The organism is Paenibacillus bovis (assembly GCF_001421015.2).
Classification (GTDB): Bacteria; Bacillota; Bacilli; order Paenibacillales; family Paenibacillaceae; genus Saccharibacillus; species Saccharibacillus bovis.
In genome coordinates, this window is the sequence record NZ_CP013023.1 from 2,325,625 (window position 1) to 2,341,940 (window position 16,316).

A 16,316-nucleotide genomic window follows, 5' to 3' on the forward strand; every position below is an offset into this window, starting at 1 on the left:
AAAGAACTCAAAAAACAAAAAGAGAAGAGTGGAGGAAGAAAGCAATGGCTAGAGAAAAACTGCAGCTGCCAAGCGAATGGCATGGAATTTCATTTCGGGTGCGTTACCAGGAAAATGATCCGATGGGTGTTGTGTATCATACCAATTACTTGAACTGGTTCGAACTGGGGCGGACCGAGATGATCCGTGATCTGGGATTTCGTTACCGGGATATGGAAGCGGCAGGAGTGCTGCTCCCTCTGGTAGATGCTTCGCTGAGTTATGGTCGTCCGGCACGATATGATGATCGGGTGGCTGTCTATACACGGATCGTCAATTTCTCCAGATTGCGGATTGATTACGAATACAAAATTCACCTGCTTGCGGATGAGGATGATCATCTCGTAGGTGATGCTTCGGCTGTAGGACCGCGTATGACTTTTCCCGATGGCGCTGAGCTGCCTGGAGAGCCGCTGACAGGCGGTTTCACCAAGCATGTATGGGTGAGCAGGGAGTTTACTCCGGTGCGGCTTGATAAAGTTCTGCCGCAGCTGTATGATTCACTTGTACGGTCTTTGCAATAGGAGAGGAGAGGTACCGGTTGAAAAAATGGATCGCTGCATTAATTATTATTGTGCCGCTCCTGGAATGGTACATTTTTTTACAAATGATTGAATGGATCGGTGGTTGGAATACGCTGATTCTGCTCATATTGACCTCGCTGATCGGCATTGTCATGATGAGGTTCGAAGGACGAAAAGTACTCGAAGATACCAAAGCCCTGATCAATGCCAATCAGCCGCCCGGCCGCAAAATGCTGGATGGATTATGTGTGTTTATCGGCGGCATCATGCTCGTTTTGCCGGGCTTTGTACTGGATGTGATCGGCTTTACTATCGTATTTCCGCTGACTCGTCCGCTGTATCGCAATCTGCTGCTCAAATGGATTGAGAAGCGGATGAAAAAAGGTTCCATTACGATATACCGTCCCTAATCGGTCAGCACTGAAAAAGACTTCCCTTGGCATAAAGGAAGTCTTTTTTATTTGATTTATAAGATAATAGTAGATGTTGCGGGCAGAAGGATAGAAGACTAATAAGTGTATTTCTGCTTATAGCGTAGTGAAGCGCGGTGTATTACGGAGCAGCAACCGGAAGCCGTAAGGCTCGATTCCTGCCTACCGGACTCTTCCGTTGACAATATAATTGCGCAGATCGCGAAATACATTGGCCCGGTTCAGTGCCGATACGAATACCAAAGTGACCGGACCGATCAGCAGTCCGAGAGCACCGAATAACTTCAGACCGACGAACATGCTGATCAGGGTAGCCAGCGGGTCCAGACCTACATTGCTGGCGAGTATTTTGGGCTCCATCATCTGCCGTACAATCAGTACAATAACATACAGTACACTGAGACCGATTCCCAGCTTCAGATCTCCGCTCATAAAGTTATACAGTGCCCATGGGATCATGACGATACCTACCCCCAGATACGGCAGCAGGTCGACCATGCCGATCAACAGTCCGATCAGCAAAGCGGATTCCACGTTGAGAATAAACAGCCCGATAATCACAATAATGCCGGTAATGGAAATCAGGATAAATTGGGCTTTGACATAGCCGAACAGGGCTTTTTGCAAATCGCTCCAGATCGCGGTTGCCGGCTGGCGGATACTCGAAGGAAACCAGCCAGCGACAATACGCGTATGCCGCTCCCAACTATTACTGATAAAGAAAGCCGATAGCACCACCACGACAATAATCCAGGCAAAATTCGGCAGTGCCGTCAGGAAATCAAGTACCATATTGAGTATGCTGGTCACAATGCCACTCACCATACCCGATACGCTCTGGGTCGTCTGATTCAGATTGTTGTTGATCGTATCCTGATAAGGATTCTGCTGCAAAAAGGTACTGATTTCATCGGTAATAGATTGAATCTGGTCATTTTGCGTCCAGCCGATCAGCATCTGGCGCCAGCTGTCTACGTGCTCGTTGAATGTCTCTGTCAGATTAATCGTCTCCTGCACGAGCCGGGTCACGAGCAGCGACAATAATGTAATCAATCCGCCAAAGTACAGTAGCAGCGAGACCGATACCGCGAGCCAGCGTGGAAAACGCAGCCGGCGCTGCAGTATACGAATCAATGGATTCATCGCATACGCGAACAGCCAGGCCAACAGCAGTGGATAGAGCAGGGGAAACAAATAGCGTACCGCGATAGCCGTAATAATAATGGCTACCAGTACCCATAAGCCTCGAAGAATCCGGTTGCGGATAGTAATATTCAAGATGGTCAATCTCCTCACTGCATATGTAATCAGGTTTATACCATGATGTAAACGGTGTACCAAAGGTTTGAAACGAGTGTATCCGGATAAACAGCAGATATAAGGAACATTCTTTGTTTGCCCTTTGGCAAATGATATACTAAAAGGAAAAATGGAGGCTGCCGCATGAAAGCCAAACTGGAAGATGTTGCAAAATTAGCCGGCGTCTCGCCGACTACAGTGTCGCGCATGATGAACAACCGGGGATATGTCAGCGAAGCGACCAAAACAAAAGTACGCAGTGCGATGGAGGAACTGAATTACTTTCCCAATGATATCGCACGTTCATTGTTCAACAAACGTACCAACCTGATCGGGCTTATTCTGCCGACAACCGCTAATCCGTTTTTTGGAGAGCTGACTTTTCATATTGAAAATCTGTGTGCGGCACATGGACTCAAAGTGCTGCTGTGCAACAGCTTGAACCGGATCGACAAGGAAGAGCAGTATGCTGAGATGCTGATGCGCAATCAGGTAGACGGTATAATCGTCGGTACGCACAATCGCGGTATTCTCAATTATAAACGCGCTAATCTGGCTGTAGTGGCTATTGACCGTTATCTGTCCGAGACCATACCGGTTGTTAGCTCCGACAACTATGAAGGCGGCCGATTGGCAACGCAGCGACTGATTGACCGGGGCTGCCGGTATATTCTTCATTTCAATGGACCGGCTGAACTAGAGACGCCTGCTCAGCTGCGCCGGCAAGCATTCGAGGATATTATGCAGCAGCAGGGCTTGCCGCATGATACATACGAGATGGAGCTTCCGCTTGATCGGGAAGATCAGCTGGCTGTGATCCGGCGTGCCCTGGATGAGCATCCCGAGGTAGACGGCATATTTGCGAGTAATGATATGATTGCGGCCTCTGTGATCTACGAAGCAGGCAATCGCGGTATGTCTATTCCGGATGATCTGAAAGTAGTTGGCTATGATGGAACGGCTGTGACTTCCTCGCTTATGCCGCAGCTGACTACAATACGCCAGCCGATTGAAGCTATTGCCAATACAGCGATCACTATGCTATTGCGAGAAATCGAAGGGGAATTCGATGATACAGCACGCCAGATTGTACTGCCTGTCGAACTATATGAAGGCACTACAGCCTAAGAAATAGATCCTGTAATGGATGGACAATAACGTGGTAATACTGGAAGATTGCTATGACCATACGCCAATATAGCGTGTAACAGCAGAACAGGCAGAGAATTATAAATACCGGACAGAATCAAAGCGCCTTTTGACCGAGGCGCTTTTTTGGTGCAGTGATATCTTCTGCTTAATTTTCAAATGCTTGATTTATTTTTATGTCATCCGGTTGACATATGAAACCGGTTGACATACAATTCTTGCAAGAAAGCACTTACATGAATAAAGGAGCGAGCGATATGTCTGTATCAAAAAGCCTGTATTGGAAGCTGAGCCTTTACTTTTTCTTCTTTTTCGTTTGCTGGTCTTCCAGCTATTCCTTATTTTCGATCTGGCTTGGACAGGAGATGAAGCTGACAGGAGCGCAAAATGGTCTTATCTTCTCTGTAAACGCTATCTTTGCTCTTTGTGCCCAGCCGCTGTATGGCTATATTTCCGACAAGATTGGATTAAGACGGAATATCCTGCTGTTTATTAGTCTGCTGCTTGTATTTACAGGACCTTTTTTCGTTTATGTATATGGACCTTTGCTGCAGGTAAACGTATGGTTGGGAGCAATTGTAGGCGGTTTGTTTCTGAGTGTCGGCTTTTTGGCAGGGGTCGGCGCCATTGAGACCTATGTCGAAAAGGTCAGTCGCAAGTACGGATTTGAATACGGACGCTCCCGGATGTGGGGCTCGCTGGGTTGGGCGGCAGCGACCTTTTTTGCAGGACAATTGTTTAACCTGAACCCGAATATCAATTTCTGGATTTCATCGGTGTCAGCGGTTATTCTGGTCGGCATTATTTTGTCGGTACGGATTAATGTATCGGAAAGCGAACTGGAAAAGGCTGCTTCGGTTACGTTGAAGGATATCGGTACCCTGTTTACACTCCGTTCTTTCTGGTATTTTATGCTGTATGTTATCGGAGTGGCATGTGTATACGGTGTGTATGATCAGCAATTCCCGATTTATTATTCTTCCTTGTTCCCATCGCGTGAGGTAGGCAACCAGGTATACGGCTATTTGAATTCATTCCAGGTCTTTCTGGAAGCAGGCATGATGTTTATGGCACCCTTTGTCGTCAACAAACTGGGCGCCAAAAAATCGCTTATCCTCGCCGGTCTGCTGATGGCTGTACGTATTGTCGGCTCCGGACTCGTATTCGAACCGATCGGTATTTCAGCGGTCAAACTGATTCATGCGCTGGAGCTGCCGATTATGCTGATTGCTATCTTCAAGTATCTGGCCGCCCATTTTGATACCCGGCTATCGTCGATTCTGTATCTTGTCGGATTTCAGTTCGCGTCCCAGGTTGGACAGGCTGTACTGTCTCCGATTGCCGGTTCGCTGTACGATGATATAGGATTCCGTTCCACTTATCTGGTGATGGGAGCGCTCGTTCTATTATTTACTGTGATCTCGATCTTCACGCTGTTCAATGACAAACATTCCAAACCGCAACTCAAAGGAAAGCTGGAAACCCAGCAGCTCACCTAACATATTATCCAATCACTACTATGCCTGTGTTGTGCAGCTATCCATGCTCGCGATATTCAGGTAATACAGAGTACATCCAAGGAGGAACATCCATGTCTACTATTCAACAAGCTGCCGAAGCTCTTCAGCTCGCCGGCCAGAAAGTCAATCCACAGTATCGTCCCGGCTATCATATTGCTGCTCCTGCCAACTGGATCAATGATCCGAACGGCATGGTTCAGTTTAATGGAGAATATCATGTCTTTTACCAGCATCATCCGTATGATGAGCATTGGGGACCGATGCACTGGGGCCATGTAAAAAGCAAGGATCTGGTTCACTGGGAGCATTGTCCGATTGCGCTGGCACCAGGGGATGTATGCGACAGGGACGGCTGTTTCTCCGGCAGTGCCGTTGATGATAACGGTGTGCTGACGCTTATTTATACCGGGCATCATTATACGGATCGGGAAAAGGATCTGTTTACCCAGAACCAGAATATTGCAGTCAGCCGCGATGGTATCACTTTTGACAAATACGGTGCCAATCCTGTGATTGCAGAGCCGCCTGCAGATAGCGCTCATCATTTCCGTGATCCCAAGGTATGGAAGCATAACGATACATGGTATATGGTGCTGGGCAATGCTACACCGGATGGTCATGGACGCGTTATTTTGTATCATTCGCCGGATTTGCGGGAATGGACCTATGACGGTGTATTGGCCGCAAGCGATGGGACGCTTGGCTTTATGTGGGAATGTCCCGACTTTTTCGAGCTGGATGGCCGACATGTGCTGCTGTTCTCACCCCAGGGGATGGAGCGTGAGCAGGATCGTTATCTGAATTTGTTCCAGACAGGTTATCTGGTAGGAGACTACGATTATGCAACCAATAATTTCAGCCATGGCGAATTCCGGGAAATGGATCATGGACATGATTTTTATGCGGTGCAAACTCTGCTTGATGAACACGGCCGCCGGATTGCGATCGGTTGGATGGATATGTGGGAATCGGATATGCCGACCAAAGCACATGGCTGGGCAGGTGCACTGACACTGCCGCGTGTACTGAATCTGGATAACGAAGGACGCCTGCTGATGAATCCGGTCGAAGAAATGAAGCTGCTGCGCCGGGATCATTATTTATTGGGAGAAGGGTTTACTTTGACTGGACGCCGCCATGAGGCGATAACCGAATCGCTGCTGGAAATCCATGTTGTATTTGATCTGACCAACAGTCAGTCGGACAAAGTAGGCTTGACCGTGCACAGCGGTACTCATGATGAGACGGTAATTATGTACGATATAGCTGCCGGCCAACTTATCCTGGACGCATCCAAATCAGGCAAGCCGCAGGATGGAATCCGTATCGCTCCGCTGCAGCATAACGGAACACTTGCTTTGCGCATATTCCTTGATCGTTCATCCATAGAAGTGTTTGCCAACGACGGACTGGCGACATTGACCAGCCGTATTTATCCGACTGGAGGTACAACTGGACTGGAGCTGTGTGCAATTGGTAAGGAGACCCATGTGCAGGAATGGAACTGCTGGACATTGGAGGATATCTGGAACAATGCCGACAGTACAGATGAGGCAGCAAGTAGCGAACCGGAGACAACAAGCAGTAAATGATAAGTGAATAAATCACGAAATGGACAATAACAAACAATCAGCAAATTATAGGTAACAGTTCGTAATCACTATTTTATACAGCAGAGAGTGTATAGAGGTGAGTAGAATACCGAAATAGATCCTCTATGCTGATTGCTAATCATTACTGAATTTGATATATCCCAAGCGAGCCGGCAGGAATCTTACTGTCGGCTTTGGCAATCTGTGAACAAAAAAGAAAAATACACACAAACGTATAATCAATCATTGTAAATGCTTACAAAAAAATGTTATCTTTGCGATAAAACAATTTGATACCCTGTCAGAAGACTCCTTTTGTTCACAACTCCGTCAAAATAAAGTATGATGATATAAGGTTCTTGGAAGGTTAATGGCAGATGTTTCTATAACTTGTCGGCCAGGTGACCCTGTATCCCTGCATCTTATTGTTTTCATATTTTTTACATTTTTTAAAATGTAAATGTTTTCATTTTATCGAATGAACAAAAAAACTTCAAGAATCGTTCTGCAAAGGAGAGAGTAATATGACAGCTACCAAAGGTTTGGAAGGCGTTGTAGCAGCAAGTTCATCGATCAGCTCGATCGTTGATGGTGTTTTAACTTATCGCGGTTATGACATTGATGATCTGGCCGTTAACGCCAGCTTTGAGGAAGTCGCTTATTTGCTCTGGTTTGGTAAGCTGCCAAATCAGAACGAGCTTGACCAGTTGCAAAAGGATCTGGATAAATATGCAGTATTGCCGGATGCCTTGATTGAGCAAATGAAACTTTATCCTAAAGATATGAATCGTATGGCTGCTCTGCGCAGCGCGATATCCGCTCTGGCTCTGTATGATGAGCAGGCTGATGATATGAGCCGTGAGGCCAATGAATTGAAAGTGATCAAACTGCAGGCACAGCTGCCGTCTATCGTAGCTGCTCTGGGCCGTATTGCCGAAGGCCAGGAACCTGTAGCTCCGCTGCAAGGTGTATCGATTGCACATAATTTCCTGTACATGCTTACAGGCGAGCAGCCAGAAGATACAGCGATCAAAGCGCTGGATCAGGCACTTGTACTGCATGCCGACCACGAACTGAATGCTTCGACATTTGCTGCCCGTGTTACGGTAGCCACACTGTCCGATATGTATTCCGGTATCACTTCCGCAATTGGAGCGCTCAAAGGTCCACTGCACGGTGGAGCCAATGAAGCAGTTATGAAAATGCTGGAAGAGATCGGTTCGGAAGATCGCGTAGAAAGTTACATTCAGGAACAACTGAGCAACAAAGTCAAAATTATGGGCTTTGGTCACCGTGTATACAAAAACGGCGATCCACGCGCCAAGCATCTCCAAAAAATGTCCCGTGAACTGGGCGAAATGAACAATGATCTGAGCCTGTACAATATGTCTGTACAGATCGAAGAGATTGTTACCGGTAGCAAAGGACTGAAGCCCAATGTAGATTTCTATTCCGCTTCGGTATATACCATGCTGGGTATTCCGCGCAATCTGTTCACGCCGATTTTTGCAATCAGCCGTGTATCCGGATGGGCTGCCCATATTCTGGAGCAGTACGAAAACAACCGCATTATTCGTCCTCGCGCCGAGTATGTTGGACCGAACAACCAGGAATATCGTCCGGTTACAGAGCGTTAATCAACCCGCCGAATTCTGTCTGTTGAAACCGGGTTTCCAAATTCTTGTGGCGTCTGCTAAAATAAAGACAACCGTTCATAACTGCACGTCAAGGAAAACAATCACAGAAGCAGGATGAGGGTCCATACCATAACGTATCGGGACGTCTGTATATACAGATGACCGCTTATGGGTAGGTCCAGGTTGTTGAGCGATAGCTGCCAACAGCCTTACCGGAATGCGCTGTGAAACCGTATACTGTGCAGTACATAAACGGATGACGACAAAGGGCTGACGCCCGTATGTAGTACCGATTGAACGATGTGAATCAACCATAATACTGAGGAGGAGCTTAATCATGCCGAACTTTGAAAAATACGAACTGCCAACTGCCGGTGAGCAGATCAAGATTGAAGATGGAAAATTGCAGGTGCCTAACAACCCGATCATTCCTTTTATCGAGGGTGACGGTACAGGACGCGACATCTGGAAAGCTTCTGTACGTGTGCTGGATGCAGCCGTAGAAAAAGCATATGGCGGCTCCAAAAAAATCGCCTGGTATGAAGTATTTGCCGGTGAAAAAGCATTCAATACATACGGAGAATGGCTGCCAGCCGATACGCTGGAAGCAATCCGTGAATATACAGTAGCGATCAAAGGACCACTGACTACGCCAATCGGCGGCGGTATCCGTTCCCTGAACGTTGCTCTGCGTCAGGAACTGGATCTGTATGTATGTCTGCGTCCTGTACGTTACTTTGACGGTGTACCTTCTCCGGTAAAACGTCCTGAGCTGGTAGATATGGTTATCTTCCGTGAGAACACCGAGGATATCTACGCAGGTATCGAGTATCAAGAAGGTACAGAAGAAGTGAAAAAAGTACTGGAATTCCTGAAAAACGAAATGGGCGTTAACAAAATCCGCTTCCCGGAAACTTCCGGTATCGGTATCAAACCGGTATCCGAAGAAGGTTCCAAGCGTCTCGTTCGTGCCGCGGTACAATACGCAGTCGATCATGGCCGTAAGAGCGTAACGCTGGTACACAAAGGTAACATCATGAAATTTACCGAGGGTGCTTTCAAAAACTGGGGTTACGAAGTGGCTGAAGCTGAATTCGGCGACAAAGTATTCACATGGGCACAATACGATAAAATCAAAGACGAGCAAGGTACAGACGCTGCCAATGCTGCACAAAAAGCAGCAGAAGATGCTGGCAAAATCATCGTAAAAGATGCCATCGCCGATATCGCGCTGCAGCAAGTACTGACACGTCCGGCTGAATTTGATGTGATCGCTACACTGAACCTGAACGGTGACTATCTGTCCGATGCACTGGCTGCACAGGTTGGTGGTATCGGTATCGCTCCAGGCGCTAACATCAACTATGTAACAGGTCATGCAATCTTCGAAGCAACGCACGGTACAGCTCCGAAATATGCAGACAAAGACGTAGTAAACCCGGGTTCTGTTATTCTGTCCGGCGTTATGATGCTGGAGCATCTGGGCTGGCAAGAAGCGGCTGACCTGATCTACAAAGGTCTGGAAACGTCGATCAACAACAAAACCGTTACTTACGATTTCGCACGTCTGATGGATCAAGCGACCGAAGTGAAATGCTCCGAGTTTGCCGACAAAGTTATCGAAAACATGTAATTTGAAAACATGTAGGGAGATGAACCGATGACAGCGATTAAGCGCAAAAAAATTACCGTGGTAGGTGCCGGATTTACCGGCGCCACAACGGCTCTCATGCTCGCCCAAAAAGAGCTGGGAGACGTTGTACTGGTAGATATTCCACAGCTGGAAAATCCGACTAAGGGAAAAGCGCTTGACATGATGGAGGCCAGCCCTGTTCAAGGGTTTGACAGCCAGATCAAAGGGACTTCTGATTATAACGATACCAAAGACTCCGATGTGGTGATTATCACGGCAGGGGTAGCACGCAAGCCGGGCATGAGCCGCGACGATCTGGTCAATACCAACGCTGGTATTGTCCGTTCCGTCTGCGAGCAGGTCAAGCAGCAGGCTCCCGAGTCGATTGTGATTATTTTGAGCAATCCGGTGGATGCGATGACCCATGTGGCCTATCAGGCACTGGGCTTCCCGAAAACCCGGGTTATCGGTCAATCGGGTGTACTGGATACAGCACGTTATTGTACGTTTATCGCGGAGGAACTGAATGTATCGGTAGAGGATGTACGCGGCTTTGTGCTTGGGGGTCATGGGGACGATATGGTGCCGCTGGTGCGCTATTCCAGCGTAGGCGGTATTCCGATCGACACCCTTATTTCCAGCGAGCGGATCGAAGCGATTGTACAGCGTACCCGTGTAGGCGGCGGCGAGATCGTCAACTTGCTCGGTAACGGCAGCGCATATTATGCGCCTGCAGCTTCTCTTGTACAGATGACTGAAGCGGTACTCAAGGACAAAAAGCGTATTTTGCCAGTGATTGCCTATCTCGAAGGCGAGTACGGTTATGAGAATCTGTTCATGGGCATACCGGCTATTCTGGGCGGCGATGGTATTGAAAAGATTTTCGAACTGGAGCTTACTTCGGACGAAAAAGCGGCACTGGACAAATCTGCCGAATCCGTACGTAGTGTGATCAAAGTAATAACAGGCTGATAACCCGGAGAATGGAGAGCTGCAGCGGTTATTGTCCGCTCTATGCAGATAGAGAGGAACGGCGAGAGCTCCATATTGACTGGTTATCACACTGCCAGAATTATTTTGCTAGGTTCCTGTTAGTGTAATCCTTTTATAAAAGGCTGTTTCTTCGTCATAACGACGAGAAGCAGCCTTTTTGCTGGTGGAATAAAATGACATGTTCATCGTTTGGACACAACCTGAATCCAAAACAGTATATTTTTCACAGATCATTCGTTAAAATAATAATGCAGCAACAAGGAAATGAAATTATATCAACACAGATGGGGAGGATATGCAGTGATTCAAATTCTCGTATTTTTGCACATTTTGGGAGCTCTCTCAACAGGCTTCTATCTGGTACTGCCAATTGTGGCAGGCAAGCTGGGCAGCTGGGATGCCCAGGCACAGTCCGGTGCCATCTCGATCGTACGCACGCTTAATCGCGTCGCCCAATTCGGTCTGATCGTACAGCTGCTGACCGGTGGCTATCTGATGACTCAGGGTACATACAGTATTGCATGGATGACTGTTGTGGTAGTACTGCTGCTGGCAATTGCCGCTTTTGGTGGTATTATGGGCAAGCCGCTGCGACTCGCACTGGCAGATATTCAGCAAAAAAGAGATATCTCCGCTCACGCTGCCAAAATCCGTTCACTCAGTATCGGATTGGCTGTATGTGTGGCGATCATCAGCTTCTTTATGGTATACCGCGATATCATTTAATCCGATATCTGCAAATCATTTTATGAGTAACACAGAAAAGGTCTGCAGAGCTGCGGTAAAGCAAGCTGCTACAGAGCACATGTATACAATACTCTCCAGCAGCCGTATGGTGAGCAGTAGATTAATCATGATATCCGTATAAGTTTAACCAGCAAACAACCCCCGTCGATAAACCTGCGGGGGTTGTTTGCTGGTTAAAAAGGCAGAAAATGCAAAATTGATTGTTTAGACATTTAGAGTGTGTGGTAATAATGCAGCGTAGCGCAATGAAGAACAAAAGCAGGTTAAGCGAATATGAGTAACTATTACACATAAACGTCATTTTAGACCTATTCTTCATCTAACGCAGACGGTTCATAATGAACAACTAGACGATCAAATGATGAGAGGAGAATGAATAATGTCCAACAGACCCGAAAGTTTACCTCCACAACATCAGGAGAAACAACCTGGTATTGAATCCGAAATGACTCCACGTCCACAGTTTGATGCACCAGAATACAAGGCAGCAGGCAAACTGGAGGGCAAAGCAGCAATTATCACCGGCGGCGATAGTGGTATCGGTCGCGCGGTTGCTATTTATTTTGCCAAAGAAGGTGCAGACGTAGCCATCTTGTATAAAGATGAGCACGACGATGCTGAAGAAACTAAAACACTTGTCGAAAAAGAAGGACGTAAATGCGTGACAATCGCTGGTGATATCGGTGACGAATCCTTTGCGAAAAGTGCTGTCGAAAAAGCCGTCGCAGAACTCGGTAAACTCGATATCCTCGTAAATAATGCTGCTGAACAGCATGTACAGAAGACGATCGAAGATATCTCCGCAGAACAGCTGGAGCGTACATTCCGTACCAATATCTTCGGTATGTTCTTTATCACCAAAGCAGCCATGCCGCATCTGCATGCAGGCGCGTCCATTATCAATACAACCTCGATCACTGCCTATCGCGGTGAACCGGTACTGCTCGATTATTCATCCACCAAAGGAGCAATCCTGTCCTTTACCCGTGCACTGTCCATGAACCTGGCAGAGAAAGGTATCCGTGTGAATGGGGTAGCACCAGGTCCAATCTGGACACCACTAATCCCAGCTTCCTTTGATGAAGAAAAAGTCAAAGAGTTCGGTCAGACCCAGCCAATGAAGCGCCCAGGTCAACCGGAAGAACTTGCTCCAGCCTACGTCTATCTGGCAAGCAGCGATTCCTCTTACGTCAGTGGCCAGGTGATTCACGTCAATGGTGGCGAAATTATCAACGGTTGATACTTTGATTTACAACGAGCGCTTAGTGAAATGCATTTTGTAATGAGTGCAGATTACATTGTGTGTTAGCGTATATAAGTAATAGAAGACGAGAATTGTCCATGTGTGATGTGGACGGTTCTCGTCTTTTTTTTGCAGCTGATATGGTGGCATCATTCACTCCGGAAAGGCATAAGGGCATCTCCTCCGGTTAAGCCTGGAGATCCTGAATGGAATGAGAAGCAGAGGATCTCCACGCTTAATCGGAGGACGTACTCTTATTCCTTTCTGGAGTGCTTTACCATCAAACCCAAAGCAATCTGATATCTGCAAAACGTAAAACAATAACCGTTAGGCAACTAAAATGCACACGTTAAACTTTTTTCGCTGTCAGTTACCATTTTCACCCGTACACCGAGGATACGTATGTTATCATGGTACATACGACAATGTGAAAAGGCTGGAGATGAAGAGAGATGAGACAATGGTCGGCAGCATTTACCCGCAATTTTGAAAAGTACATGTTCGCGATTATTCCCTGCACTTTGCTGCTCGGATTTGTGTTATCCGATTACCTGATTGCTTTTACCGGATGGATTCCTTATTTATTTGCCTATGTAACGTTCGTGATGGGTATTGGTTGCGGGCGCAAGCATTTGCAGGGTGTGCTGCAAAAGCCGGCGCCTGTATTCGTGACACTGCTGTTTGCTCATGTGGCTGCTCCGCTGCTCGCTTATGGGCTGGGTGAGCTGATGTTTGGACATGGCTCGCCGTATACGATTGGTCTGGTATTGTTCACGGCTATTCCGCTGGGCGTATCCTCGGTGTTGTGGGTGAGCATGTCCACAGGCAATGTGGCGCTTGCGCTGGCGATGGTGATCGTGGATTCGGCGATCAGTCCGTTTGTGGTACCGGGAATTGTCGAATGGTTATTTGGTGCCAATATCCAATTTGATACGCTGGGCATGATTCAGGATCTGATGCTGATTATTGTGCTACCGACGCTGCTGGGCATGATTGTTTACGAAGCATCCAGGGGACGGTTCAAGGAATGGTCTGCTCCGGTGACATTACCTATTTCCAAACTCTGTTTTGCAGGTGTCGTCCTGCTCAATGCGGCTGCTATCGCTCCACAGCTTAGTGCACTGCGCGGCGATCTGCTGCTGGTCGTTCCGGCGGTGTTTATTATTGTGGCACTCTGCTATGGACTCGGTTACGTATGTTCTGGTATACTTCGCGCAAAAGGCAGAGAACTGCCGGTGACGCTGGCCTATACGTCGGGAATGCGCAATATTTCTGTCGGTATGGTCATAGCTATGTCCTATTTTAGTCCGCAGACCGCTGTACCGGTAGTGCTGGGTATTATGCTCCAGCAGCCTATGGCGACGCTGCAGTACTCGATATTTATGCGCATAGCCAGCTACCGGAGCAAGCACAAGCTGCAGGAAAGCAAAACATCGTAAAAGGAGAGAAGCATGAAACCGTTCCGTATCCGCCTGACCCTGATTATTATGCTGCTGCTGGGAGTGCTTGGTCTGGCAGCAGCCTTTACCATGGGGAAAATCTACAAGGATTCCCATGTGCAAACCCTGGAGGATAATATGCTGCGGGAGATCCGTCTGCTGGAAACTACGTTTGCCTTTCAAAAGGAAGGTACAACAGGCTCGCCTACCGAAGCTGTGCTGGATTATTACACCAGTCAGTCGGTACAGATCGGCAAGCTTACCGATTCAAGAGTGACCTTTATCGAACAGGATGGAACCGTTATCGGGGATTCGCAAAGTGATCCGCGCAGTATGAATAACCATAAGGACCGTGAAGAAATTATAGCTGCCCAGGCGAACGGGCTGGGGAGTGCAATCCGGTACAGCAACACCCTGCAGGAAAATATGCTGTATGTGGCTGCACCTGTACATAAGCAGGGACAATTTGACGGTTATATCCGTCTGTCCATGAGTCTGCAAGCGGTAGAAAATGGGGTCCGCAGCGCATGGACCGTAATGGGAATCAGTCTGGCAGTATTATTCCTCGTCGCTGCGCTCGTCAGCTACCGGGTCGCGTCCAGTCTAACCCGTCCACTGGAGCATATTACCCGTGTAGCCAACCGGATTTCGCGGCTGGATTATGGAGCGAGAGTGAAGCTGGAACGGCAGGATGAGATTGGCGAGCTGGGCAAAGCGATCGATAATATGGCCGACAGCCTGGAGATGCAGCTCAAAGTCATCCGTGACAATGAAGATTTGCTGCAAAGTGTACTCGCCAATATGACCGGCGGTATGGTCATGGTGGAATTCAATGGTAATGTGGCACTGGTGAACCGATTTGCAGAAGAGATGCTGGGAATCAGCTCCAAGCGCATTATCGGCAAATCCTATCAGGAGTTCAAGCAGCACTATGAGCTGAGCAAGCTGCTCGGCGAAGGGCTTCGCCGCAAGGAACGCATCCATGATGAACAGACACTATACAATCCCGAACCGAGATTGATCGAGATAGACGGTGTACCGATGTTTGAAGATGATGATACGTACCGGGGCATGCTGTTCCTGATTCAGGATGTCTCCAATATCCGCCGTCTGGAACGGATGCGCAGCGAATTTGTTGCCAATGTCTCTCACGAATTGAAGACACCGATTGCTGCAGTCAAAGGCTTCGCCGAGACGCTGTTAAGCGGAGGGGTACAGGATGAGCAGACTGCACGGTCTTTCCTGCAAATCATTTATGATGAGAGTGAGCGGCTCAATCGACTGATCGGTGATATTCTGGAATTGTCCAAAATCGAATCCAAGCGTTCGCCGCTGAATTTCTCACCGATTCATCTGCATCCGTTTTTTGATACGATTCGGGAAATGCTGAATTCTTCGGCAGCCAAGAAAAATATTACGATGAACTTGAATGTGCCGGAAGAATTGTTTATGGAAGCGGATGAGGATCGGCTGCGGCAGATTTTTGTGAATTTGATTTCCAATGCGATCAACTATACGCAGGATGGTGGCAAAGTCACGCTCGATGTCAAAGAGACCATGTCGCCAGAGGGCGAGGAGCGTATCCAGTTTGATGTAAGTGATACCGGTATGGGCATTCCGCGCAAGGATCTGCCGCGTATCTTTGAACGATTTTATCGGGTGGACAAGGCACGTTCACGCAGTTCAGGCGGTACCGGACTGGGATTGTCGATTGTAAAACATCTGGTGGAGCTGCATCATGGGATCGTAACGGTAGAGAGCGAAGTGAATATCGGTACGACCTTTACGGTGAATCTGCCGCTGCTGCAGGAGGATGAAGGCGACTTCTGAGCACAGGAAACCGGTGAATCGTATACAATGATGACAAAGACAAAAAATAAAAAGAATACTATCGACCAAAAAGATGTTATTTCAGTGCCACCGATTGGTATGCCGAACCGATAGATTACATGCTGGCAGCAGCGGATTTAATTTACCGCTAACTGCCGGCTAATCAAATTCTATATTTTTACACTGTGTTAACAAAATCGTGATATGCTGTTCAAGGTGGATGAAATGTGAACCCATATG

Annotated in this window: 13 protein-coding genes; 12 read left to right on the forward strand and 1 reads right to left on the reverse strand. The window is 47.6% G+C overall.

Annotation, left to right across the window (positions count from 1 at the left end; all coding sequences use genetic code 11):
* The first annotated feature begins 44 nt into the window (after positions 1-44).
* Entirely contained in the window at positions 45-563 is a 519-nt protein-coding gene (locus AR543_RS09910) for an acyl-CoA thioesterase (protein WP_060533981.1), read from the forward strand.
* Positions 564-580: 17 nt separating this feature from the next.
* Complete coding sequence (locus tag AR543_RS09915; RefSeq protein ID WP_017811237.1) at positions 581-973, forward strand: FxsA family protein; 393 nt, start codon at positions 581-583, stop codon at positions 971-973.
* 183 nt (positions 974-1,156) lie between these two features.
* Here AR543_RS09915 and ytvI read toward each other — a convergent pair whose 3' ends face one another.
* Positions 1,157-2,272: a sporulation integral membrane protein YtvI gene (gene ytvI, locus AR543_RS09920; protein ID WP_060533984.1), complete on the reverse strand. Its 1,116-nt coding sequence runs from the start codon at positions 2,270-2,272 to the stop codon at positions 1,157-1,159.
* A gap of 165 nt (positions 2,273-2,437) precedes the next feature.
* On the opposite strand from ytvI, the gene AR543_RS09925 reads away from it, so the two are divergent.
* From AR543_RS09925 to pnpS, 10 genes are all read left to right on the forward strand, one after another.
* Complete coding sequence (locus tag AR543_RS09925) at positions 2,438-3,421, forward strand: LacI family DNA-binding transcriptional regulator (RefSeq protein WP_060533986.1); 984 nt, start codon at positions 2,438-2,440, stop codon at positions 3,419-3,421.
* Positions 3,422-3,699: 278 nt separating this feature from the next.
* Positions 3,700-4,941: an MFS transporter gene (locus AR543_RS09930; RefSeq protein ID WP_060533988.1), complete on the forward strand. Its 1,242-nt coding sequence runs from the start codon at positions 3,700-3,702 to the stop codon at positions 4,939-4,941.
* Between the two features lie 92 nt (positions 4,942-5,033).
* Positions 5,034-6,554 (forward strand): glycoside hydrolase family 32 protein, encoded by a 1,521-nt coding sequence (locus AR543_RS09935; RefSeq protein WP_060533990.1) that lies wholly within the window; start codon positions 5,034-5,036, stop codon positions 6,552-6,554.
* Positions 6,555-7,078: 524 nt separating this feature from the next.
* Positions 7,079-8,191: a citrate synthase gene (citZ, locus tag AR543_RS09940; RefSeq protein ID WP_060533992.1), complete on the forward strand. Its 1,113-nt coding sequence runs from the start codon at positions 7,079-7,081 to the stop codon at positions 8,189-8,191.
* A 337-nt stretch (positions 8,192-8,528) separates the two neighbouring features.
* Positions 8,529-9,824 carry an NADP-dependent isocitrate dehydrogenase gene (icd, locus tag AR543_RS09945; protein WP_060533994.1) on the forward strand — a complete coding sequence of 432 codons (1,296 nt, stop codon included), beginning with the start codon at positions 8,529-8,531 and terminating at the stop codon, positions 9,822-9,824.
* A gap of 27 nt (positions 9,825-9,851) precedes the next feature.
* Positions 9,852-10,796 carry a malate dehydrogenase gene (mdh, locus tag AR543_RS09950; protein WP_060533996.1) on the forward strand — a complete coding sequence of 315 codons (945 nt, stop codon included), beginning with the start codon at positions 9,852-9,854 and terminating at the stop codon, positions 10,794-10,796.
* A gap of 321 nt (positions 10,797-11,117) precedes the next feature.
* Complete coding sequence (locus AR543_RS09955; protein WP_060533998.1) at positions 11,118-11,543, forward strand: hypothetical protein; 426 nt, start codon at positions 11,118-11,120, stop codon at positions 11,541-11,543.
* Between the two features lie 400 nt (positions 11,544-11,943).
* The gene (locus AR543_RS09960) at positions 11,944-12,804 is read left to right on the forward strand and encodes an SDR family oxidoreductase (RefSeq protein ID WP_060534000.1); all 861 of its coding nucleotides are present in this window, start codon (positions 11,944-11,946) and stop codon (positions 12,802-12,804) included.
* Between the two features lie 455 nt (positions 12,805-13,259).
* Entirely contained in the window at positions 13,260-14,246 is a 987-nt protein-coding gene (locus tag AR543_RS09965) for a bile acid:sodium symporter family protein (protein WP_060534002.1), read from the forward strand.
* A 12-nt stretch (positions 14,247-14,258) separates the two neighbouring features.
* A complete protein-coding gene (gene pnpS / locus AR543_RS09970) occupies positions 14,259-16,076 on the forward strand; it encodes a two-component system histidine kinase PnpS (protein ID WP_060534004.1) in 1,818 nt (605 codons plus the stop codon).
* Positions 16,077-16,316 lie beyond the last annotated feature (240 nt).

Excerpts from the sequence above, each read along its gene's own strand:
- AR543_RS09910 (WP_060533981.1), top strand. The coding sequence starts at position 45 with ATGGCTAGAGAAAAACTGCAGCTGCCAAGCGAATGGCATGGAATTTCA.
- AR543_RS09925 (WP_060533986.1), top strand. The coding sequence starts at position 2,438 with ATGAAAGCCAAACTGGAAGATGTTGCAAAATTAGCCGGCGTCTCGCCG.
- AR543_RS09930 (WP_060533988.1), top strand. The coding sequence starts at position 3,700 with ATGTCTGTATCAAAAAGCCTGTATTGGAAGCTGAGCCTTTACTTTTTC.
- AR543_RS09935 (WP_060533990.1), top strand. The coding sequence starts at position 5,034 with ATGTCTACTATTCAACAAGCTGCCGAAGCTCTTCAGCTCGCCGGCCAG.
- citZ (WP_060533992.1), top strand. The coding sequence starts at position 7,079 with ATGACAGCTACCAAAGGTTTGGAAGGCGTTGTAGCAGCAAGTTCATCG.
- icd (WP_060533994.1), top strand. The coding sequence starts at position 8,529 with ATGCCGAACTTTGAAAAATACGAACTGCCAACTGCCGGTGAGCAGATC.
- mdh (WP_060533996.1), top strand. The coding sequence starts at position 9,852 with ATGACAGCGATTAAGCGCAAAAAAATTACCGTGGTAGGTGCCGGATTT.
- AR543_RS09960 (WP_060534000.1), top strand. The coding sequence starts at position 11,944 with ATGTCCAACAGACCCGAAAGTTTACCTCCACAACATCAGGAGAAACAA.
- AR543_RS09965 (WP_060534002.1), top strand. The coding sequence starts at position 13,260 with ATGAGACAATGGTCGGCAGCATTTACCCGCAATTTTGAAAAGTACATG.
- pnpS (WP_060534004.1), top strand. The coding sequence starts at position 14,259 with ATGAAACCGTTCCGTATCCGCCTGACCCTGATTATTATGCTGCTGCTG.